At 58.8% G+C, this 19,275-nt stretch carries 20 protein-coding genes and 1 riboswitch; of the genes, 8 read left to right on the forward strand and 12 right to left on the reverse strand.

Annotation, left to right across the window (positions count from 1 at the left end; translation table 11 throughout):
• Nucleotides 1-24: 24 nt before the first annotated feature.
• On the reverse strand, nt 25-558 hold the full coding sequence (locus tag LARV_RS18325; protein WP_075074999.1) for a DUF4405 domain-containing protein: 534 nt from the start codon (nt 556-558) through the stop codon (nt 25-27).
• Nucleotides 559-715: 157 nt separating this feature from the next.
• Here LARV_RS18325 and LARV_RS18330 point away from each other — a divergent pair, with 157 nt between their 5' ends.
• The 4 genes from LARV_RS18330 to LARV_RS18345 all read left to right on the forward strand — a co-directional run bounded on the left by LARV_RS18330 (nt 716) and on the right by LARV_RS18345 (nt 4,942).
• Nucleotides 716-1,399 carry a response regulator transcription factor gene (locus tag LARV_RS18330; protein ID WP_075075307.1) on the forward strand — a complete coding sequence of 228 codons (684 nt, stop codon included), beginning with the start codon at nt 716-718 and terminating at the stop codon, nt 1,397-1,399.
• Nucleotides 1,396-2,796, forward strand: coding sequence for a sensor histidine kinase (locus tag LARV_RS18335; RefSeq protein WP_075075000.1), 1,401 nt, complete (start codon nt 1,396-1,398; stop codon nt 2,794-2,796). The genes LARV_RS18330 and LARV_RS18335 overlap by 4 nt, the downstream gene beginning before the upstream one ends.
• A 173-nt stretch (nt 2,797-2,969) precedes the next feature.
• Complete coding sequence (locus tag LARV_RS18340) at nt 2,970-4,460, forward strand: hypothetical protein (protein WP_075075001.1); 1,491 nt, start codon at nt 2,970-2,972, stop codon at nt 4,458-4,460.
• Nucleotides 4,461-4,621: 161 nt separating this feature from the next.
• Entirely contained in the window at nt 4,622-4,942 is a 321-nt protein-coding gene (locus LARV_RS18345) for a hypothetical protein (RefSeq protein ID WP_152031845.1), read from the forward strand.
• Nucleotides 4,943-5,032: 90 nt separating this feature from the next.
• Here LARV_RS18345 and LARV_RS18350 read toward each other — a convergent pair whose 3' ends face one another.
• The 10 genes from LARV_RS18350 to LARV_RS18395 all read right to left on the reverse strand — a co-directional run bounded on the left by LARV_RS18350 (nt 5,033) and on the right by LARV_RS18395 (nt 13,576).
• Nucleotides 5,033-5,311, reverse strand: coding sequence for a ubiquitin-like small modifier protein 1 (locus tag LARV_RS18350; protein WP_075075003.1), 279 nt, complete (start codon nt 5,309-5,311; stop codon nt 5,033-5,035).
• Nucleotides 5,312-5,511: 200 nt separating this feature from the next.
• Entirely contained in the window at nt 5,512-6,288 is a 777-nt protein-coding gene (locus LARV_RS18355; RefSeq protein ID WP_172797922.1) for an ABC transporter ATP-binding protein, read from the reverse strand.
• Nucleotides 6,289-6,293: 5 nt separating this feature from the next.
• Complete coding sequence (locus LARV_RS18360; protein ID WP_075075005.1) at nt 6,294-7,322, reverse strand: FecCD family ABC transporter permease; 1,029 nt, start codon at nt 7,320-7,322, stop codon at nt 6,294-6,296.
• Nucleotides 7,323-7,533: 211 nt separating this feature from the next.
• Nucleotides 7,534-8,460: an ABC transporter substrate-binding protein gene (locus LARV_RS18365; protein WP_075075006.1), complete on the reverse strand. Its 927-nt coding sequence runs from the start codon at nt 8,458-8,460 to the stop codon at nt 7,534-7,536.
• A 183-nt stretch (nt 8,461-8,643) separates the two neighbouring features.
• A riboswitch (cobalamin riboswitch) is annotated at nt 8,644-8,821 on the reverse strand.
• Nucleotides 8,822-8,926: 105 nt separating this feature from the next.
• The gene (locus LARV_RS18370; RefSeq protein WP_075075007.1) at nt 8,927-9,331 is read right to left on the reverse strand and encodes a DUF4332 domain-containing protein; all 405 of its coding nucleotides are present in this window, start codon (nt 9,329-9,331) and stop codon (nt 8,927-8,929) included.
• A gap of 60 nt (nt 9,332-9,391) precedes the next feature.
• Nucleotides 9,392-9,589, reverse strand: a complete 198-nt coding sequence (locus LARV_RS18375) for a hypothetical protein (RefSeq protein ID WP_075075008.1) — start codon at nt 9,587-9,589, stop codon at nt 9,392-9,394.
• Between the two features lie 122 nt (nt 9,590-9,711).
• Complete coding sequence (locus LARV_RS18380) at nt 9,712-11,016, reverse strand: M23 family metallopeptidase (RefSeq protein WP_075075009.1); 1,305 nt, start codon at nt 11,014-11,016, stop codon at nt 9,712-9,714.
• A 78-nt stretch (nt 11,017-11,094) separates the two neighbouring features.
• Complete coding sequence (locus LARV_RS18385) at nt 11,095-11,676, reverse strand: TetR/AcrR family transcriptional regulator (RefSeq protein ID WP_075075010.1); 582 nt, start codon at nt 11,674-11,676, stop codon at nt 11,095-11,097.
• Between the two features lie 11 nt (nt 11,677-11,687).
• Complete coding sequence (locus LARV_RS18390) at nt 11,688-12,191, reverse strand: GNAT family N-acetyltransferase (protein ID WP_075075011.1); 504 nt, start codon at nt 12,189-12,191, stop codon at nt 11,688-11,690.
• Between the two features lie 182 nt (nt 12,192-12,373).
• Complete coding sequence (locus LARV_RS18395; RefSeq protein ID WP_152031846.1) at nt 12,374-13,576, reverse strand: hypothetical protein; 1,203 nt, start codon at nt 13,574-13,576, stop codon at nt 12,374-12,376.
• 481 nt (nt 13,577-14,057) lie between these two features.
• On the opposite strand from LARV_RS18395, the gene LARV_RS18400 reads away from it, so the two are divergent.
• Nucleotides 14,058-14,915: an alpha/beta fold hydrolase gene (locus LARV_RS18400; RefSeq protein ID WP_075075013.1), complete on the forward strand. Its 858-nt coding sequence runs from the start codon at nt 14,058-14,060 to the stop codon at nt 14,913-14,915.
• A 249-nt stretch (nt 14,916-15,164) separates the two neighbouring features.
• Here the strand turns inward: LARV_RS18400 and LARV_RS18405 are convergent, their stop codons facing one another.
• Entirely contained in the window at nt 15,165-16,832 is a 1,668-nt protein-coding gene (locus tag LARV_RS18405) for a sugar phosphorylase (RefSeq protein ID WP_075075014.1), read from the reverse strand.
• 152 nt (nt 16,833-16,984) lie between these two features.
• On the opposite strand from LARV_RS18405, the gene LARV_RS18410 reads away from it, so the two are divergent.
• The 3 genes from LARV_RS18410 to LARV_RS18420 all read left to right on the forward strand — a co-directional run bounded on the left by LARV_RS18410 (nt 16,985) and on the right by LARV_RS18420 (nt 19,268).
• Entirely contained in the window at nt 16,985-17,914 is a 930-nt protein-coding gene (locus LARV_RS18410; protein ID WP_075075015.1) for an NAD-dependent epimerase/dehydratase family protein, read from the forward strand.
• 4 nt (nt 17,915-17,918) lie between these two features.
• Nucleotides 17,919-18,503, forward strand: a complete 585-nt coding sequence (locus LARV_RS18415; RefSeq protein WP_075075016.1) for a DNA-3-methyladenine glycosylase — start codon at nt 17,919-17,921, stop codon at nt 18,501-18,503.
• A gap of 84 nt (nt 18,504-18,587) precedes the next feature.
• Complete coding sequence (locus tag LARV_RS18420) at nt 18,588-19,268, forward strand: acetyltransferase (protein ID WP_075075017.1); 681 nt, start codon at nt 18,588-18,590, stop codon at nt 19,266-19,268.
• Nucleotides 19,269-19,275: the final 7 nt, after the last annotated feature.

The following is a 19,275-nucleotide window of genomic DNA, read 5'->3' on the forward strand; positions in this document are numbered from 1 at the left end:
GGCTCTCCTAAAAGGCTTCTTCGATCACGCTCGATCGTCAATCCGGACGGTTTCCGCTGCCGGGTTGAGTTGGGGCTCGATCCCCCGCAAACGCCGCGGCAGTCGCAGCAATTTCCGGATCCAGCTCCGGATCCAGCGCCAGTGCACGCCGATGTGCAGGGCTGTGAGCCACAGGGTCAGATCCAACCCGAGCCGGTGCAGCATTTCCCAGAAGCGGTTGTTGGATGCTGAAAGGCCAAACGTCTGCAGGACGTAGCGCGACTCCATCCCGCCGCTAAAAATGATCACGCTAAAGGCAATGAAAATACCCACATTGAGCAGGTAGCTAAAACGCGCGCTCCAGCTCGCCCGGGTGAAGAACCTGCGCGTAACGCCGGCCACCCACTGCCAGTGCAGCAGGATGTGCACCCACAGGGTAATTCCAAAGGCCAGGCCAAGCCATTCATGCAGCCGCAGGCCGATCAGGTTGGGGGCAAAAGCGGCCAGCAGGCCGGCCAGCACAATTCCATCCATCCACAGGTTGGTCAGGTTGGAATTAATTCGTTTTGTACCATTCATTCGTTCCTCCGTCCAATCCAATAAATCAGGGGTTCTTGCGAAACCTTGCCTGGATTGTAGGTGAAATTGATTTCGATCTGGTTTAAATTCGGTTTAGATCGGGTTAATTCCAGGGCTCTAAATCAAAAATGAACAAATTTCAGGTATGATCAAAGGCATGAAGACGATTCTGGTGGTTGACGACAAATCCAGCGTGCGCATGCTGCTGCAGGAATATCTGGGCGAACAGGGATATCGCGTCGTGCCGGCGGTCAACGGTCGCGAGGCGATTTACGCCGCCCGGCATGAAAAACCCGATCTGATTCTGCTGGACCTGATGATGCCCGAGATGGACGGCTATACCTTCCTCAAGCTGTACCGTCAGGAGAGCCAGACCCCGGTGATCATCATCACGGCAAAAGAGGAAGAGACCGACGCCGTGCTGGGCCTTGAACTCGGCGCGGATGATTACGTGGTCAAGCCTTTCCGTATGCGCGAACTGGCTTCGCGCGTGCATGCCGTGCTGCGCCGGTATGAAAGCGCAAGCCATACCGGACGCGTGCACAAGGTAGGCGAACTGGAGCTGGATGAAAATCTGCACAGCGTCACCCTGAGCGGCCGGGAAATTTCGTTGACCCCAATGGAATTCAATCTGCTGGCCACCCTGATGGGCGAACCCGGGCGGGTCTTCACCCGCGAGCAACTGGTGGATAATCTGGCCGACAGCGGTTTCGCCGGTTTGGAGCGCACCCTGAACGTGCACGTCCGAAATTTGCGCACAAAAATCGAAGCCGATCCCGACCAGCCGTGCTATATCGAAACCGTTTTTGGCGTCGGTTATCGCTTTCGCAGCCAATCATGAAACGCAATCTCGCAACCAAACTCATCCTGGCGTTCACCTGCATCGCGGTGGTGACGGCCGCGCTGGTGGCGGTGGTCATCTGGCTGACCAGCCCGGCGCGTTTGAGCGATCTGGTGACCAAACAACAACTGGCCACCTTTAAAAAATATCTGATCAGCTATTACCAGGACAACGGCACGCTGAGCGGCATCGACCGGATTTTCTTTCAGGTCGGCGAACCTTTTCCGGAGCTTTCGAACCAGAACACCAACACCAACCCTGGAATCGACCAGCGGATTCCATTTGTCGTCCTGGATGAAAACCGCAAGGTTGTGCTGGCCAACCGCCCGAATTACATGCTGGGCATGATCGTTTCCACGGATACGCAGATAAAGGCCGAGTCGATCCAGGTCAAAGACAAAGTGATCGGGTACATCCTCACCCTGCCCGAACGACCCGGGTTCACGGCCGAGGAGCAGGCCTACCTGGCGCAAATGTACCGCGCGCTGATCGTGGCTGCCGTGGTGGCCGTCGTGATTGCCCTGGTGGCCGGCATCCTGCTGGCCTCATCGCTCACCCGCCCGCTGCGCGATTTGAAACAGGCCGCCCAGCGCATGGCCGGCGGCCAGTTGGAACAGAAGGTCGCCGTCCGCTCGCAGGATGAGATCGGCGAACTGGGACAGGCCTTCAATCAGATGAGCAGCGAACTGGCGCGTTCGAACCAGTTGCGCCGCCAGATGACGGCCGATATTGCTCACGACCTGCGCACACCGCTGACGGTGATCGCCGGCTACATTGAATCGATGCGCGACGGCGTTCTCGCGCCCAGCCATCAGCGCCTGGACGTGATCTACGCCGAAATCGAGCGCCTGCAGCGCCTGGTGGAAGACCTGCGGACCCTTTCGCGGGCCGAGGCCGGTGAACTGACCCTCAGCCGCCAAAAGATATCCACCGCCCGGCTGCTCCAACAATCGGCCGCCGCCTTCCAGAACCAGGCCGACCATCACGGTGTGAAAATCACGGTCGAGGTGGCGGAAAATTCGCCGGAGATCTGGGTGGATGAAACCCGTATCATGCAGGTGCTGGGGAATCTGATCACCAACGCCCTGCGCTACACCCCCCAGGGCGGCGAGGTCACGCTGAAGAGCGAGCGGGATGCCAACTCGGCGGTCCTGAAAATCAGCGACACGGGATCGGGTATTGCCCAGGAAGACCTGCCGCGTGTCTTCGACCGTTTCTACCGCGGCGATTCCGCTCGCAGCGAACAGGGCGGCGAATCGGGATTGGGGTTGGCCATCGCGCGCGCCTTCGTGCAGGCGCACGGCGGCGAAATCAGCGTCGAATCGCAAACCGGTCAGGGCTCGACCTTCACCATCCGCCTGCCGATCGACCTCCCGGACCCGACCGCCCGGGCGTAATCCAAATGGTATCCAGAATCGTTTCCATCCACCGGCTGAATTCGATCTGTGGACGAATGTGACGTTCTTCACGAATTTTAACGGCGTTCGTCTTGACTCGGGCACATCCTTGTAAATTCATAATAGAATAACATAATGGCGGAAATTTGCAATTATTATTCTTAGGAGATGGTATGACGACACGAATACAATTTAATGATGTTACCTTGCGAGATGGTAACCAGAGCATCGCTGCAACCCGCATGACCCGCCAGCAAGCCTTGCAGGTGCTCAAATTGATCGTCGATGCAGGTTATCCCACCCTGGAATTATGGGGTGGAGCGATTTTGGATAGTTGCGTGCGGTTTTTGGACGAGGATCCCTGGGAGCGGTTGGAAACTTTTTCCGGCGTGGTCGGCGATAATCGCAAGATCATGGCGCTGCTGCGTGGACAGAATTTGTTTGCCTACCAGCCTTACCCGGACGATCTGGTCATTTCATTCATCAAACAGGCTGCCCAATCGGGCGTTGGCATCTTTCGCATGTTCGATGCCCTCAACGATGAACGCAACCTGTCGATTCCCATGCTGGCCTGCAAAGCCAACGGCATTCAGGTCGAAGCCGCGCTTTCGTATACGGTCAGCCCGGTGCACACCACCGAGTACTTCATTCAATATGCCCAAAAGCTGCGCGAGATGGGCGCGGACCGCATCGCCATCAAGGACATGGCCGGCATCCTGACGCCGTCCGCCGCGGTTGACCTGATCCGTGGGTTGAAGGCCAGATTGGATGTCCCGCTGACGCTCCACAGCCATACCACCACGGGCATGGGCTTCCTGGACGCCGTCATCGGCCTGCTCAACGGAGTGGACGCGATCGACACGGCCATCACGCCCTTCGCGGGCGGCAGTTCGCATCCCCCGGTCGAAGTCCTGCAGGTTTTCGCGGAAGAGCTGGGATTGGACACCGGGTTGGACAAGGACCTGATTCTCGAAGCCCAGAAACGCCTGTTCGTCGTCTTCGATGAACTCAAGGCCGTGATCCCGTACGCCGGCAAATACTACCAGCCGGTGCGCTTCGAAGACGTCGACCGGAATACGGTGAACCAGATCCTCGCCCTGGTGAGAGACCCGGACGAAGCCAACCTGGCCAAAGCCCAGGACCTGTGCAACGGGCTTCTCACCCAGCTCCATTACCCGGCCAGCAACAACCGCATCAACAAGGCTCAAATTCCCGGCGGCATGTTGACCAACCTGCAAAATCAACTCCGCCAGATGGGCCGCGAAGATTTGCTGGATAAACTGTACGATGAAATCCCGGCCGTGCGCCGCGAATCGGGTTATGCCCCGCTCGTGACGCCCACCAGCCAGATCATCGGCGCGCAGGCCACCTACAACCTGATGACCGGCGAGCGTTACTCCTTCGTCAGCAATGAATTCCGCATGCTGCTGCGGGGTGAGTTCGGCCGGACGCCGGTTCCGCCGGATGAAACCCTGGTCAATCAGGTGCTGGGCATGGACGAACCGCGCGTGAAATACCGCCCGGCATCTTACCTGCCCCCGGTGCTGGAAGAACCCATCAACCTGCCCTTCATTCACTCACACAAGGACGTTCTGCTGCACCTGCTGTTGGGCAAATCGGCTGATGATTTCATGATCCAACGCAACGCGGCCACGCAGAAATAACCCCCTTTGTCTGGCCAATCCAAACGCAGCGAACCCATCCGTTCGCTGCGTTTCAAATTAAGACAAATTGCATAGAGGGATATTACACTGAGTAGGTGCTTATAAAAGATATTGCCGGTAAAATAAGGGTGCTTAAATAATAATTCCCCTGGAGAAAGAATATGCGGAGAATTTCTCGTTGGATTCTGTGGATGGCGGTTCTGGCAGCGTTCGCCCTTTCGCCGGCCAGCCGGGTTGCAGCCCAAAGCGGAGAACCCACCCCTGAGGTCGTCGTGCTCCATATGCAAGAGTCAGCCAGCCTGCCCTGGTATGTGGGTATACTGCTGCTGTTGGCCATCTTCGTCGGCCTGACGATTTATAAAAATCGCTATCAGGCCGCGCGGAAAAAGAAGGTCCTCAACGCCGCATGCTGCGCGCCCATCGTCGAAGACGGCGAAAGCCCGTTTCATCCGGTCGAAGATGAAACCTGGAAGAATTCCTGAAATCCAGATCTCTTCTTTCAACTTCCTGGACTGAAAAATCGGCTCGCAGACGCGGGCCGATTTTTTCTACCAAAAAGTCAGACTGCCTGATCAACCGCCCACGACCGGCGGAAAGAAATCCAGTGTATCGTCCGGATGGAGCGGCATATTCCACTTGAGCGGCAGGGTCGCCACGTCATCCCCGTTGAGCAGGCAGTGCACGTGGGCGTGAATCTCGCCGGCGTCGTTCAGCCAGTGGACGCGCAGCGCGGGATATTTCTCCACCGCCGCCTGCACGGCCTGATAGACTGTCGCGCCGGACGGCAGGTCGATCTGGATCGTCTTCACCCCGGCAGCCAGCCGGAACGTGGCGTATAGGTTGATTTGCAATGCAGGCCTCTTTACTGATCTGTGAACTCGGTGTCCCCTGTGACTTTCTTCGGTGTGAAGAATTTAACCACAGAGCCCACAGAGATAAAAGAGGTCACAGAGAAAGAGATTGGAGAGAAGATAAATGCTTATCTACTTTTCTTCTCTCGTTCTTCTTCTCATTTCCTTCTCTGTGATCTCTGTGTCCTGTGTGGCTTTCCTCATCTTAAAATCGCCGGCAGCACCACCGGATACCCGCTGGGCGTGTTGCGCATCACCTCCAGCGGCAGGTGATAGGCTTCGCTCAAAATGCGCGCGGTCAGCACGCTTTCGATGTCGCCCATCTTCACAATGCGGCCCTCCACCAGCAGGGCCGCCTGATCGCAGTAGCGCGCCACCAGGTTGAGGTCGTGCATCACCATCACCACGCTCAGTTCGTCCTGCTGGGTCAGCCGGCGGACCTGTTCCAACAGGCTGATCTGGTACTGCAGATCGAGGTTCGAGGTGGGCTCGTCCAGCAGCAGAATGGGGGTGGCCTGGGCCAGCGCGCGCGCCAGCAGCAGACGCTGCTGCTCGCCGCCGGAAAGCTCGCCCACCCGGCGTTCGGCCAGCTTCAGTGTGTCGGTGCGGCGCATGGCGTCCCGGGCGATCTCTTCGTCGCGCTTCGAAACCTGTCCCAGCCAATTGAGATAAGGCGTTCGTCCGAGCAGAACCGTCTCCCAGGCCGTGAAGGCCGGAGGCAGGTTGTGGGCCTGCGGCACCACAGCGATATGCCTGGCCACGTCCGGCGCAGTCATTCCGCTCAGGCTGCGCCCATCCACCAGCACGCGGCCGGATTGCGTCGCCAGCACGCCGCTGAGCGCCCGGATCAGCGTCGACTTTCCCGCGCCGTTCGGGCCGATCAGCCCCAGAACCGTGCCGCGTTCGACCGAAAAACTGACTTCATGCAGCACGGCGCGCTCACCGTAGGAAACCGAAAGCGATTCGACCTGTAACATAGGCATCACCAGTAGGATTGCTGCTTGTTGCGGCGCAGCACCCATAAAAAGAAAGGCGCGCCTGCCAGGGAGGTGATCACACCCACCGGCAGCTCCTGCGGAGCCATCAGCGTGCGCGCCAGCACATCCGCGATCAATAGGAAGGCCGCCCCGCAAACGATTGAAAGCGGCAGCAGCCGGCGGTAGTCGCCGCCCCATACCATCCGCACCAGATGGGGCACGACCAACCCGACAAAACCGATCACGCCCGAGAATGCCACCGCCGCGGCCGTGGTCAGTGTGGCGGCCAGGACGATGATGCCGCGCACGCGTTCCACCGGCAGGCCTAGCTGTTTGGCCTGTTCATCGCCAAACTGCAGCACGTTGAGCGCGTGTCCGTTGGCCAGGAGCACAAGGCAGCCAACCGCCAGATAAGGCAGCGCCGCAACCACCGGCCCCCAACCCGAAAGCGTCGTGCCGCCCAACTGCCAGACCAGCGCGCGGCGCAGCTCGCCGGTGGAGTTGAGCATCAAGTACGAACTCAAAGCCGTGCAAAATGAACTGACCGCCACGCCGGCCAGGATCAGCGTGGTCGTGGGCAGGGTGCGTCCCACACGGGCAAGCTGATAAACGATTCCGACCGCCAGCAGCGCGCCGGCGAAAGCCGCCAGGGGTACCGCCAACATCCCCGCACCCCCGCGTGCCCATTGGGCCGTCATGGCCAGCACTGCGCCGAGCCCGGCGCCCGAGGCAACCCCGATCATGTAGGGATCGGCCAGCGGATTGCGAAACAGGCCCTGGTAAGCGCCGCCGCTGGTCGCCAGCGCTGCGCCGGTGAAAGCCACCAGCAGGGTCCGCGGCAGGCGCAGCGAACCCAGGATGATCCGGTAGGTATCCGCCTGCGGCAACACGGAGTCGCGTCCCGTGAGCGCAGCCCTGGCCAGATCCCACAAGGCGGCCGGCGGGATGAACACGCTGCCGACCGCCACGCTGAGCAGCAGGGCCGCCGCCAGCAGGAACAGGCTGTAGAAGAAAGGACGGGAGGTGGTTTTCATAAAAGGGTCGAAGAGAGGATTAGCCACAGAGCCCACAGAGTTCTCAGAGAAAGAGGAGCAAATAGAAAGAAAGAGAAAAAAGAACCAGAGGTGTCGATTTCAACCGGGAACTTCTTCATAATGATCCTGGCTCCCTCTTCTTTTTTCATCTCTTCTTCCTCTGTGTTCTCTGTGGCTTTCTTCTTCCTCTGTGATCTCTGTGGCTTTCTTTTTACTTGAACAACTCGGGATGTAGCAGTTTGGCCAGGGTTTCCAGGCCATCCACCAGGCGCGGACCGGGCCGGCTGACCAGATCGTCGTCGAAGGTGTAGATGCGGTTATCCTTGACGGCCTGCAGCGCATCCCAGCCGGTGCGAGCCGCCACCTGTTCGGGGGTCGCGCCGTATGCGGCGTCCCCGAGCAACAGGATGGACGGATCCTGCACCAGCAGCTCTTCCAGGCTCATCTGGGCATAGCTGCCCGCCAGGTTGTCGCCGATATTCGAACCGCCGGCCATGCTGATCAACTGCGACAGGAATGTATCCTTGCCGGCCGTCCAGGGCTTTGTGGGATCTGTGGTGCCGTCCAGTTCATAGAATACCGTGACCCGGGCGGCGTCGGGGGTGATCGCATCCTTGACGGCCTGGACACGTTTCTGCAACGAGCTGACCAGCGCATCCGCTTCGCTTTCCCGGCCGGCAAGCTGCGCCACGGTCTTCAAATTGGCGTACATGCCGTCCAGATCCTTGGGGTTGGACAGGTAATAAACGGTCAGGCCGAGGTCCTGCATGGATTTGACCAGTTCCGGAGTATTGATTTCAGCCGCCAGCACCAGGTCGGGCTTCAGGCTGGCGATGGTTTCGAGGCTGTAGGTGCCCATGTTCCCGCCCACCGAGGGCAGTTTGCTGGCTTCGGTCGGGTAATCAGAGAAATCATCCCGGCCGACCACCTGCGAACCTGCGCCGATGGCATACAGGATCTCGGTGTTGGAAGGCGCCAGGGAAACGATCCGCTGCGCCGGCGCAGCCAGCGTGATGGACCGGTTCAGGCCATCGGTGAGGGTGATAGGGGCGGCGGTAGGCGTCGCGGCGGCGCCGCAGGCCGAAAGCAGCAGGGCTGCCAGAATGCTGATGGAAAGCAAGATATTCAAACGTTTCATGTGGGTTCCAATGTCTTGATTAAGGTCGAATACGATACAGGCGAACCGTCTGACGGTTGGCTTCAATGCATTGCGGGATCATCGCTGCGAAGTACCGGCCGCCTGAAAAAGAAAACCCTGTCCGCGGGGACAGGGTGATGTGTGGATTGGCCAGGCACGTCTCCACCTCCTTTCCGCGAGGTCGTGGATCATACCTGCCTGGGCGGGCGACCTGGCTTGCCGGGATTGGGCAGATCATCTTTCGTTACACGCTGATCCGTCGTCCCAGGCTCACAGTTGCGCGACAGCGCCGGACTTGCACCGGCTTCGCCTTTGAGCATTCCCATCCGGGAGATGATGCACCCGGCAGGTCTATGAAATTATCATCGTCATTGTATGTGCAGACAGCGGCTCTGTCAAGTCCAAACCGGCCCATTAACGAAAAAGCCCCTCGCCTTTCGCGAGGGGCATAAAGAGCGCGACTGGATTAATACGTGATGACGCGCGGCAGCTTTTTGGCCTGATCGATCCAATCCGCCACCATGGCTTCGGTGGGTAATTTGCGGACGAGTTTCTTGGTTTCGTTCACTTCCACGATCTTCTGGAAGAGATTCTTGGCAACGCGCTGGGCCAGTTCAGGCACGGTATCCACACCGGCTTCTTCCAGCAAATCGGCGTATTCTTCAGCAACGCCCTTGATGCGGAATAAATCCACATGGTTGATCCATTCGAGGATCAGGGCATCGCTGATGCCGGCTTTTTCGGCCAGTTCCTTGCGGCCCTTGGGAGTGGAGCCAACCTTGAGCAGGGCATCCGTGTTGGCGATGCCGGCTGCCTTGAGTTTGGCTGCATATTTTTCCCCAATTCCTTCGACATCGAGTAAATTAGCCATGTTATTCTCCTCAATTTGCATTTTTGATTGGAAAAGGAAGGAAACGAATTTCCAATGGGATTATTTCCCCAACAAATCGCCCAGTCCCTTAAGCACGTCCCCGCCCTGACTCTCGCCCTTCAGTAAGGCATCGATCTGTCCGGCGATGGGCGCAGGCAGTTTCTGCTTGATGAAATTGAGCACGGTTTCAACGGCCACGCGCGCCGTCTGTTCGGGAATACCGGTTTTTTTGCTGACCAATTTGACCAGTTCGTCCATTCATCCTCCCATAAAAAGGTCACTTGTCATTATAAGATTTAAAGTAAAATCGGGATGGTTAAAATATAGGCTACTTGCAACGGTTCGTCAAGCTGTTTGTTGAAACGAAATCGCTGAAATCATTAACGAAAGACCGAGGAGCCCTGCATCCCGCTGGGACTGGCGGTGGCCAACTGATTGCCGCGCACCAGGCGGCCCTGGTAAGGTTTTTCACCGGCTTCGACCTGCCAGCCGGAAAGCACGAAGGGGATGCGGTCCAGGCCGAGCCACTCGCCGTTGTATTTGCGCGCCAGGTGAACGTGCGCCCCACTGGCGTTGCCGCCCTCGCAGGATGGATTGCCGAGCGGATCGCCGGGGGCGACTCGCGTCCCAACCGGCGCGCGGTTGGCCAGGTGCATATAGATCAGCACCCAGCCGGTCTGCTCGTTCCCGTCACCGTCCAGGTCCAGCGCCAGCGCGCCGCGCTCCGAACGCGCCACCACCCCGGAAGCCGCCGCCAGGGCCTGCTGGGGAGCCGGTTTGCAGCCTGTCCCAGCGATGGGCGCCAGGTCGATGGCGCCGAGCGGACTGCCCACGCCCCAATCGATGTGCGGGCCGCCGGTGAAGGCCCAGGTCTCGCCTGCCGCAAAGGGCAGATCGAGCTGCGGCTGGGTAAGGCCGGCCGGCGACAGCACCTCGACGGCGCGCTGCCAGGGATCGCCAAAACGCGCCGTGTAAAATCGAATGAAGCCGTCCGGACCGGTGATGGCCGCCTGCCAATCGACGAACGGCAGCAGGCGCGAAAACAGCGCGTACAGCGCAGCCGTGCCCGGATTGGCGTTCGCGGGCAGGTCGATGCTGACCCCGTCCGGGAAGACCAGTTGACTGAGCTGGCCGGCGCGCTCGCCGTAATAACCCTGCGACAGATAGCGCACCGCCAAGCGCAGCTCCGCATCCAGTCCCTGGATGGCCGGGTTTTCGAAGCCCAGCGGATATTCGGGTTCGCTGTCCGCCCTGGGCTGGCCGAACACCCAGCCGGAACGAAATTCGAGCAGCCCGAGCAGCAGGCGCGGGTTGGTGGAGGTCTCATCGGCGATGCGCTGCACAATCTGCGCGCCGCTCATCGTTTCATCGTCCACCGTTTCGGTGTAGGTGCTCAGGTAACCGCCGGCTGAGGCCACAACGGACGCCACGTCGAAGCCCAGCGCGGCCGGTGAATTGACAACCTCGCTGTCCGGAAAGATCTCGCCCTGCTGCGCCAGTTCGGTTCCCAGCGGCGATACCAACGCCACGTCCGTGCTGGCCGTCGCAGCCGGCGCCTGGGTGACAATTTCGAGGTCAGCGGGCGTTTCGCGAGCCAGCATGCGGGCCCGCGAAGGCAGGTTGCAGGCCAGCGCCGGCAGCAGCCAGACCAGCACGAGAGCCAGATAAATTCGATGGTTGCGCATGAGGGAATTGTACCAAAGAGAAAATCAGCCGGATGGGAAAAGGCAATACTCGATTCCACCTCCCGGTGAACGGATATTCTAACGAATTAGAAGATCCGTCAGGGTTAAACATTCCTGTAGAAGGTGGGCTCGAAATGCATTTTCTTCCGGGATCAGGCCTCTGCCCGAGATGTTGATCGACATCTCGCCGTATAAATAACAATGTACCTCATGCAATAAATGATAAGCCTCAGTCTGGGGCAGGTTGATTCCGCAGGTCTCCTGGACGGCGTCGCCGAAAAGCAGCGCCAGCGATGCAACCCGTTTTTCGCCAAGGGCCGCACTTTCAACCGGGCGAGGGCCTTTGAGGGGATCAGCCCAGAACAACCTCAGCCAGCCCTTGTGGACCAGGTAGAAATCAATGATCCCGGCAAAGAACCGGTTCAGGCTGGTTGTCGTTTCACGGGTTGACTTCACCCCGGCGGTGACATCCGCGATGAATCGATCCCCGGCTGTATCCAGCGCCGCCCAGAGCAGATCGTCGAAGTCATCGAAATAGTTGTAAATGTTGGTATGCGCGCACCCCAGGGCGCGGGCGACTGCCCGCAAATTGACCCGACTCGCGCTTTCCTTCTCCTGAATGAGTTCCAGGGTGGCTTGAATAATGTCCGCTCTTTGCATCTTCGCCCTGCTCAAGCAATGCGCCGCTGCATCCAGACCACATCGAAACGGGTCTGCTTCTTCTGCCCCACCCCCAGGAATCGGCCGCATTCCTGAAACCCGTGCGTCTGGTGGAACTTCAAACTGGGTTCGTTCAACGAGCAGATTTGCGCCAGAATATTCGTAATCCCGATCCTGGCGCCTTCCGCGATCAGATAATTCAACATCTGGTTGCCCAGTCCCAGCCGGGTATATTCCGCCCGGATGAAATAGGAGATTTCAGCGGTCTGGCGGAATGCAGGCATGGGGTGATAGGGTTTGATGAACCCAAAGCCAATCACGCCATCCTGCGGCGACTCCAGGGCTGCGGTCGGATATCCCTGCGTGCCGGCCAGCATGCGTTCGTAGAATTCATAAGGAAACGGCCGTTCGGGATAGGCGGCGAATCCATTTTCGACGTAATAGTTGAAGATGTCCATCACCGGGATTTGATCGGATGGCGCCAGCGGGCGAATCAAACAACCGGATTCAGTCATGAGTTCCCTCCAGGGTTTAGATTACCAATGGTAATTACCATTGGTAATCATTATACTGCCATTTTCGGTTCTGTCAACCAATAGCCAAACCATTCAATCTACGAAACATTCCTTCAATCGGATCGTTTTCTTTTACTTTTTCACAGGATCGGAGTGCGTCAAATATTGTTATCGCGGTTTCTTCATCGAAAGGTGGTCCATTCCAGATAAATATCGCTGACCGCTTTGGACATTTCGGTCACCCGCACCCAGGCGATGGTATTCTTTCGAATGGCGACAAATCGGTAATACTGATCCTCTCCGGGTGCATGAAGAACGTAGATCTTGTTTTCCCCGATATCATAAATATAGATCGCGTTCGTAATCCCATGAGTGGACCGAATACTCCCGGTCCAATACACCCTGGTACCATCGATTTTCGGATCGGAAGGCTCAACCCCTTCATTTCGAATATAGAATTCCTGGCCGTTCGACAAATTATGCAGCACAGCTTTAATCCAAAATGCGTACCTGGCGCCGGATTTCCACACCGCCCACGGGTAAGCGATCTCGGGCATGCAGCTTTTCTCGCCCAGCGACAAATCCTTCAGCGTTCCATCGGTGATATCCATCAAATGAAGGTCGGTCCCTCCGCCATAGATATCTTCGAAGTCCTGTTCGACGATCGCCAGGTTCCCGGATAGGCTCAGGACAGGCCAGATGGAACCCTCGATCTTCGTGCGCATGAGTTCGCGCCTTTCGCCCGTGTCAAAATCGATCGCTTCGATCACCATTTCATCCAGGTCTTTTAAATCTGGCGTGGTTCTGGCGTACGTCCAAATGGCGTTATGCCCATTAAGAGAGATATCAAACATGCTGAATACGATCCTGCCGTTTTCATCATCCAACAAAAGGATTTCTGCTTTATCTTTCAGGTTCACGGCTCGAATTTTCCATTCGCCCAGATCGTTTGAGGTGGGCGTGTCACACACGACGAGCCAATCTTCGCTGATTTGAAATTTATTACAATCCAGACGGCCATCTGAATAGACCGATTCGATAATTTTTTCAGAAGCACCGCCGCCGAGGGGTGTCCGGTAGAGTGCCTTGGGATTTTCGGTGTCAACCCAATAGATAAAATCATCATCCAGTGCAATGGTTGCAGAAACTATTTTTCCCAGTGGATAGGCGGAAACGTGCTCCAGATCGATTATTTCTGATGCGTCAACCAGGTCGGGGGACATTCTTTGCAGGGTAGGGGTGGGCGTGATCGCGAAGGTGGGCGTTCCGGCAGGGGTTTCGCCGCCCTTTTTGGACGGCGGTAAATCGAATGGGGTAGCCGGGTTGGGCGTTGCAGTTGCCGACGCCTGATCGGGGGGCTGCGTCGAAGCGATTGGTTTTTCCATGCCGGATGTACAGGAAGATAGGACAAGGATGATAACGATTGAAAGATAGAGGGTCGAGTATTTCGGATTTGTGAGCATGGATCGTTTCCTGGAGGATATTTATCTTTTGCCCGCCAATGGGGAAAGGCCAAAATACCTGATTTAAAAATCAAACACTGGCCGGGGTTTATCTTTTATATACCCGGATGATTGTAACTATCTTCAACCTGTCAACTGGGGGTTCCATCTTTTGTGGCCGGGTTTTCGGTGCGAGAAACACGAATTTATCCAGAAAATTTACAACTTAAGTACAATATAGCCAGGAAAGAATCACATTTCAAGCGGAATAACAAACATTTACCTTAAGAATTGACCAGAATCAATATAAAAATTTCGCCATTTTCGCGGTATAGTATTGCAGTAAATCGGATTGGCCCGGCTTCTTCACCCTCCAGAGCAATCTCCATTTTCCGTAAACATTGCGATCCTATAAGGCACATTCATGAACTCGTCTACTCCTGATTCATTTGAATCTTTCTGGCTGAGCGTCAACGGTCTTCAAATTCGCGCCTACGCGCTCGGCAACGGCGAACCGCTGCTGCTGTTGCACGGCGGCGGCGTGGACGGCGCGTTGCTCTCCTGGCGGCTGGCCATGCCAGCCCTGGCCGCTCACCGGCGCGTAATCGCTTTCGACTGGCCAGGCTACGGCGAAAGCCAGCCTAATCCGCTGCCCAACAGCATGGATTTCTACATCCAGTTCACTGGCGCGGTGCTGGACGCGTTGGGCTTGCAGCGCAGCGGCCTGATGGGGCTATCGCTGGGCGGCGGCGCAGCCCTGGGCTTCGCGCTGGCCCACCCCGAACGGGTGGAAAGCCTGGCGCTGGTGGATGCCTACGGCCTGGCGGAAAAATTGCCGCTTCAACGCCTCTCCTACGACCTGGTGCAGGCCGATTGGTTGATGCAGTGGAGCTACGCTCTGTTGCGCAAGAGCCGGGCTCTGACGCGCTGGACGCTGAGTTACATCCTGGCGCGCAAAGAGTCGATCACAGACGAACTGGTCGACGAGGTGTTCAGGATCATTCAGCAGCCGGATGCCGGCAAAGCCTTCCTAGACATTCAGCACGCCGATGTGCTGCCCGACCGGGTGCGCACCTGTTACATGGAGCGTATCGGCGAACTGCACATGCCCACGCTCATCATCCACGGCGAAAAGGATACCCTGGTTCCGATCGCGGCCGCGCGCGAAGCCGTGCGGCGCAATCCGGCCATCCGGTTGGCCGTGCTGCCGCGCTGCGGGCACTGGCCGCAACGCGACGCGCCCGATGAGTTCAACCGCGTCGCCGTGGAATTCTTTGGGTGAAAAGAGTATTCACCACGGAGACATTATGCCCGTAAGGGTACGGAGAACACGGAGAAGAAATCATAAAAAAGGAGAATTCCTGCTGAATGTTGCCAGAGATGGTACGAGAGATCGCATTTTCAATGCTCCCTTGTTCCTGGTGCCTTATCTTACTCTCTTTTTCATCTTTTCTCTTTTCATCTCTGCTACTTTTCTTCTCTTCTCCGTGTCCTCCGTACCCTTACGGGCATAATGTCTCCGTGGTGATTTTTATTTTTTCAACCACCGTATACCATAAGCCTCCAGCACCTCGGGTTTGCGGCTGCCGAGCAGATCGACGCCGCGCCGCAGGGCCGCCGGAATTTCGACGGCCCGTCCGGTCACGTTGACCAGGCAGGTCAGGTCGCCGCGCCGCAGCGCGAACAGGCCCGGTCCCGCGTCCAGCACCTCCTGCCCCACCTGCGGATCGAAGGCCGGCTCAGCAGCCCGCAACCGCAGCATCGTCGCCAGCCAGTCATACACCATCCGGCGCCGCCCGCTCGGGTTAGCCAGATCGGCTTCCAGTTCATCCAGCACCAGTTTCTGGCGGTTGATGCTGCGGTTCTGCCCGGTTTTGGTGATCCCTTCCGGCCAGCCCCGCGAGCCGAACAGGGAATGAAAGTAGATGCCGGGCACACCCTGCAGCGCGAGCAAAATGGCGTGCGCCGCCACGAAGCGCCGTACCTGTTTACCCTCCTCCTCGCCGCCGGCCGGGTCGGAGAGGGCGTCGAAATAATTGATGTTGAGTTCGTACGGGCTTTGCGAGCCGTCCGGGTTGTGCTTGTAGGATACCCGCCCGCCGTGCGCCAGCGCCGCCTGCACCAGCGCTTCGATCTGCGCCGGCGGCAGAATGCCGCGCAGCGGATTCAGCCCGATGCCGTCGTGCGAAGCCAGGAAGTTGAAAAAAGTTGTCCCCGGCGAGGGCGGCTTCAGCCCGGCCGCCCAGGCGCTCAACGCAGAGGCGTTGCCGCTGCGCAGCGTATGCAGCACCAGCGGCGGCTGCGGGAAGTTGTAGACCATCTGGGCCTCGTTGGCGCCGTCGCCAAAATAGGAAATGTTGTCGGCGTGGGGCACATTCGTCTCCGTGACCAGCATCACGTGCGGCGCCACCCCATCCAGCACGGCGCGCATGAGCTGCACAACCGCGTGCGTCTGCGGCAGGTGAATGCAGGGCGTGCCGATCTGCTTCCACAGGTAGGCGATCGCGTCCAGGCGGATCAACTCCGCGCCCTTCCCGACGTAAAACAGCAGCACGTCCAGCATGCTCAGCAGCACGCGCGGGTTGACGTAGTTCAGATCCACCTGGTCGGTCGAAAACGTCGTCCAGATCTGGCGCGGACCGTCCGCGGCGGTGAAGACGGTCAGCAGCGGCAGCGCGCGCGGCCGCACCACCTGCGACAGATCGGGTTGGTCATCCACGGCAATGAAGAAATCGCGGTAGGCCGGGTCGTTGCGCAGGTAGGCCTGGAACCATTCCCCCTGCGCCGAAGCGTGGTTGAAAACCGCATCGAACATCAGCCGGAAATCGCCGCCCAACTGCCGGATGTGTTCCCAGCCGCCCAGCGCCGGGTCGACGCGGGTGTAATCGCTGACCGAAAAGCCGTCATCCGAGGTGGAAGGGTAGAACGGCAGGATGTGCAACCCGCTGACCACGCCCTTCAAATAAGCGCGGCTGAAATCGGCCAGCGTGGCCAGTGGCGGCTGACCGGGCTGCTGCACCTGATCGGCGTAAGTGATCAGGATGGCATCGCGCTGACTGAGACCGGTCGAGCGCGGCGCAGGGATGCGCCCGCGATAGCGTTCAAGGAGATCCTTCACTTCGGGCAGCAAATCCGCCCCGCGCCGCGCGCCGTACAGTTCGGCCAGCAGTCCTTCCACGCGTTGAAGCCGTTCGTTCATGAGCGCCACCTCCGGATACAGTCAGATTGTAGCAAATCGGGGCCCGCTTTCCAAATCGGAAACCATGACAACCAGGTGCGCGCTCACGAACGGTCAGATATGCTATAATCGCTTGACACGGCAATACAATCCTCACACTGGAAAAATCGCGTATGCGTTATTTGATCACTGGAGCCGCCGGCTTTTTGGGCGCGGCGCTCTCGAACCGTCTGGCCCAGCAGGGGCATACCGTCCGCGGGGTGGACGATCTCTCCACCGGCGATCCGGCCGCTTTATCCGAAGAAGTGCATTTCACGCGCGGCGATGTCAACGACCGTCCCAAGCTGTGGACGCTGCTGCAGGACGTGGACTGCGTCTATCATCTGGCAGCGCGCGTGCTGGTGCCCGAATCGGTGCTCTACCCGCGTGAGTACAACCAGGTCAACGTCTCGGGTACAGTGTCGCTGATGGAAGCCATGCGCGACGTGGGCGTGCGCCGCGTGGTGTTCATCTCCTCCGGCGCGGTCTACGGCAATCAGGAGACCCAGCCGGCCCGGGAGGACGCCCGCCCCGATCCGCGCTCGCCGTATGCCGTGTCCAAACTGGCCGCCGAATACTACGTCAACACCATTGGCCGCCTGTGGGGAATCGAAACGGTCTGCCTGCGCGTCTTCAACGCCTACGGGCCCGGCCAACACCTCCCGCCGGTGCACGCGCCGGTCATCCCCTATTTTCTGCGCCAGTCCCTGCAAAACGGCACCCTGGTGCTGCACGGCGACGGCAGCCAATCGCGCGATTACGTCTACGTCGACGACGTCGTCTCGGCCATGGTGGCGACTTCCACCGCGCCGGGCGTCAACCGCCTAACCATCAACGTCGGCAGCGGCCAGGAGACCAGCGTGCGCAATCTGGCTCAGCTCGTCAACAGCATCACCGGCGGTAAACCGGAAATCGTTTATAACGCGCGCAACGACGGCGGCCCCTCGCGCCTGTGCGCCGATATCCATCTGGCCCAGGAAAAACTGGGCTACCAGCCCCTGACCACGCTCGAAGACGGCCTGCGCCTGACGCTGGAAAAAGACCCGCATATCCGCCAGAAGTAAGCGCATGGCCGAAGCGCTGCCCGCTGAATTTTACGCTCGCGACGTTCTAGCCGTGGCGCCTGACCTGTTGGGCACCCGCCTGATGCGCTGCCTGAACGGCGTTACGATCTCCGGCATCATCTGTGAGGTCGAGGCGTACCGCGGCGAGGAAGACCTGGCCTGTCATGCCCGCGCCGGACGCACGCCGCGCACCGCGGTCATGTACGGTCCGCCCGGACGCGCCTATGTGTATTTTACCTACGGCATGCACTGGATGTTGAACGTGGTTTGCATGCCCGAAAACGAGCCGTCCGCCATTCTCATTCGCGCCATCCGCCCCTTGAGCGGGCTGGATCTCATCGCTGCGCGCCGCAGCGGGGTTGCTGCCGGGCACTGGACGGACGGTCCGGCCAAATTATGCCGCGCGCTGGGCATCGACGGCGCGCTCAACGGCTGCAACCTGACCGTTCCAAATGGCGGCCTGTGGATCGAGGCCGGAGAGATCATCTCACCCGATCGAGTTCATACCAGCCCGCGCATCGGCATCGATTATGTCCCAGAGCCCTGGAAGAGCCGGCCCTGGCGCTATACATTTGACATATCTCACTAAACGGCTATTACATTAATTGCTTACAATTAAGAGTGTGATTTATCCGACCTAGACCACCTCTGATTCAGAAGAAACGGGTGCGCCATGGCTGAATCCCTTGCAGATCAATTCCATACCAGCTTCGATCCCACCGCCATCCTGATCTTTGGCGGCGGAGGGCACGGCAAGACCCTGATCGAACTGGTGCAATCTCTCGGTTTGTACCGCGTTGTCGGCGTGATCGATGATGTGCTGGCCGCCGGCGAACACATCGTCGGCGTGCCCGTGCTGGGCGGCCCCGATATGCTGTCCGACCTGTACAAACGCGGCGTTCGTCTGGCTGTCAACGGCGTGGGCGGCATCGGCAACCCGGATGTGCGCATCAAAATTTTCGAACAACTGGCCGAGACCGGCTTCGTTTTTCCGGCCGTCGTTCACCCCACCGCGTATGTGGAACCCAGCGCCGTGCTGGAACCCGGCGTGCAGGTGCTGGCTCAGGCCTACGTCGGCAGCGATGCGCACATCGGATTCGGCTCCGTGATCAATGCGGGTGTGATCATTTCTCACGACTGCCGAATTGGGAATGTGGTCAATCTCTCGCCGGGCGCCATGCTGGCCGGCAACGTGACCATCGAAGACTATGCGCAAATCGGGATGGGCGCGACCATCAACCTGCACCTTACCGTGGGCAAACTGGCCCGCATCGGCAACGGCGCCACCGTCAAGGCGGATGTGCCCGGTGAAAGCCGCGTTTACGCCGGGACGATCTGGCCGCCGAGGATTTAGCTTTTAG

This window comes from Longilinea arvoryzae (assembly GCF_001050235.1).
Taxonomy (GTDB): Bacteria; Chloroflexota; Anaerolineae; order Anaerolineales; family Anaerolineaceae; genus Longilinea; species Longilinea arvoryzae.

Coding starts and splice junctions, on each gene's coding strand:
- LARV_RS18375 (WP_075075008.1), bottom strand. CDS start 9,589: ATGGACGAACTGGTCAAATTGGTCAGCAAAAAAACCGGTATTCCCGAA.
- LARV_RS18360 (WP_075075005.1), bottom strand. CDS start 7,322: ATGAAAACCACCTCCCGTCCTTTCTTCTACAGCCTGTTCCTGCTGGCG.
- LARV_RS18340 (WP_075075001.1), top strand. CDS start 2,970: ATGACGACACGAATACAATTTAATGATGTTACCTTGCGAGATGGTAAC.
- LARV_RS18410 (WP_075075015.1), top strand. CDS start 16,985: ATGCGTTATTTGATCACTGGAGCCGCCGGCTTTTTGGGCGCGGCGCTC.
- LARV_RS18325 (WP_075074999.1), bottom strand. CDS start 558: ATGAATGGTACAAAACGAATTAATTCCAACCTGACCAACCTGTGGATG.
- LARV_RS18355 (WP_172797922.1), bottom strand. CDS start 6,288: ATGTTACAGGTCGAATCGCTTTCGGTTTCCTACGGTGAGCGCGCCGTG.
- LARV_RS18385 (WP_075075010.1), bottom strand. CDS start 11,676: ATGCAAAGAGCGGACATTATTCAAGCCACCCTGGAACTCATTCAGGAG.
- LARV_RS18335 (WP_075075000.1), top strand. CDS start 1,396: ATGAAACGCAATCTCGCAACCAAACTCATCCTGGCGTTCACCTGCATC.
- LARV_RS18420 (WP_075075017.1), top strand. CDS start 18,588: ATGGCTGAATCCCTTGCAGATCAATTCCATACCAGCTTCGATCCCACC.
- LARV_RS18370 (WP_075075007.1), bottom strand. CDS start 9,331: ATGGCTAATTTACTCGATGTCGAAGGAATTGGGGAAAAATATGCAGCC.
- LARV_RS18345 (WP_152031845.1), top strand. CDS start 4,622: ATGCGGAGAATTTCTCGTTGGATTCTGTGGATGGCGGTTCTGGCAGCG.
- LARV_RS18415 (WP_075075016.1), top strand. CDS start 17,919: ATGGCCGAAGCGCTGCCCGCTGAATTTTACGCTCGCGACGTTCTAGCC.
- LARV_RS18380 (WP_075075009.1), bottom strand. CDS start 11,016: ATGCGCAACCATCGAATTTATCTGGCTCTCGTGCTGGTCTGGCTGCTG.
- LARV_RS18365 (WP_075075006.1), bottom strand. CDS start 8,460: ATGAAACGTTTGAATATCTTGCTTTCCATCAGCATTCTGGCAGCCCTG.
- LARV_RS18390 (WP_075075011.1), bottom strand. CDS start 12,191: ATGACTGAATCCGGTTGTTTGATTCGCCCGCTGGCGCCATCCGATCAA.
- LARV_RS18405 (WP_075075014.1), bottom strand. CDS start 16,832: ATGAACGAACGGCTTCAACGCGTGGAAGGACTGCTGGCCGAACTGTAC.
- LARV_RS18400 (WP_075075013.1), top strand. CDS start 14,058: ATGAACTCGTCTACTCCTGATTCATTTGAATCTTTCTGGCTGAGCGTC.
- LARV_RS18395 (WP_152031846.1), bottom strand. CDS start 13,576: ATGGAAAAACCAATCGCTTCGACGCAGCCCCCCGATCAGGCGTCGGCA.
- LARV_RS18330 (WP_075075307.1), top strand. CDS start 716: ATGAAGACGATTCTGGTGGTTGACGACAAATCCAGCGTGCGCATGCTG.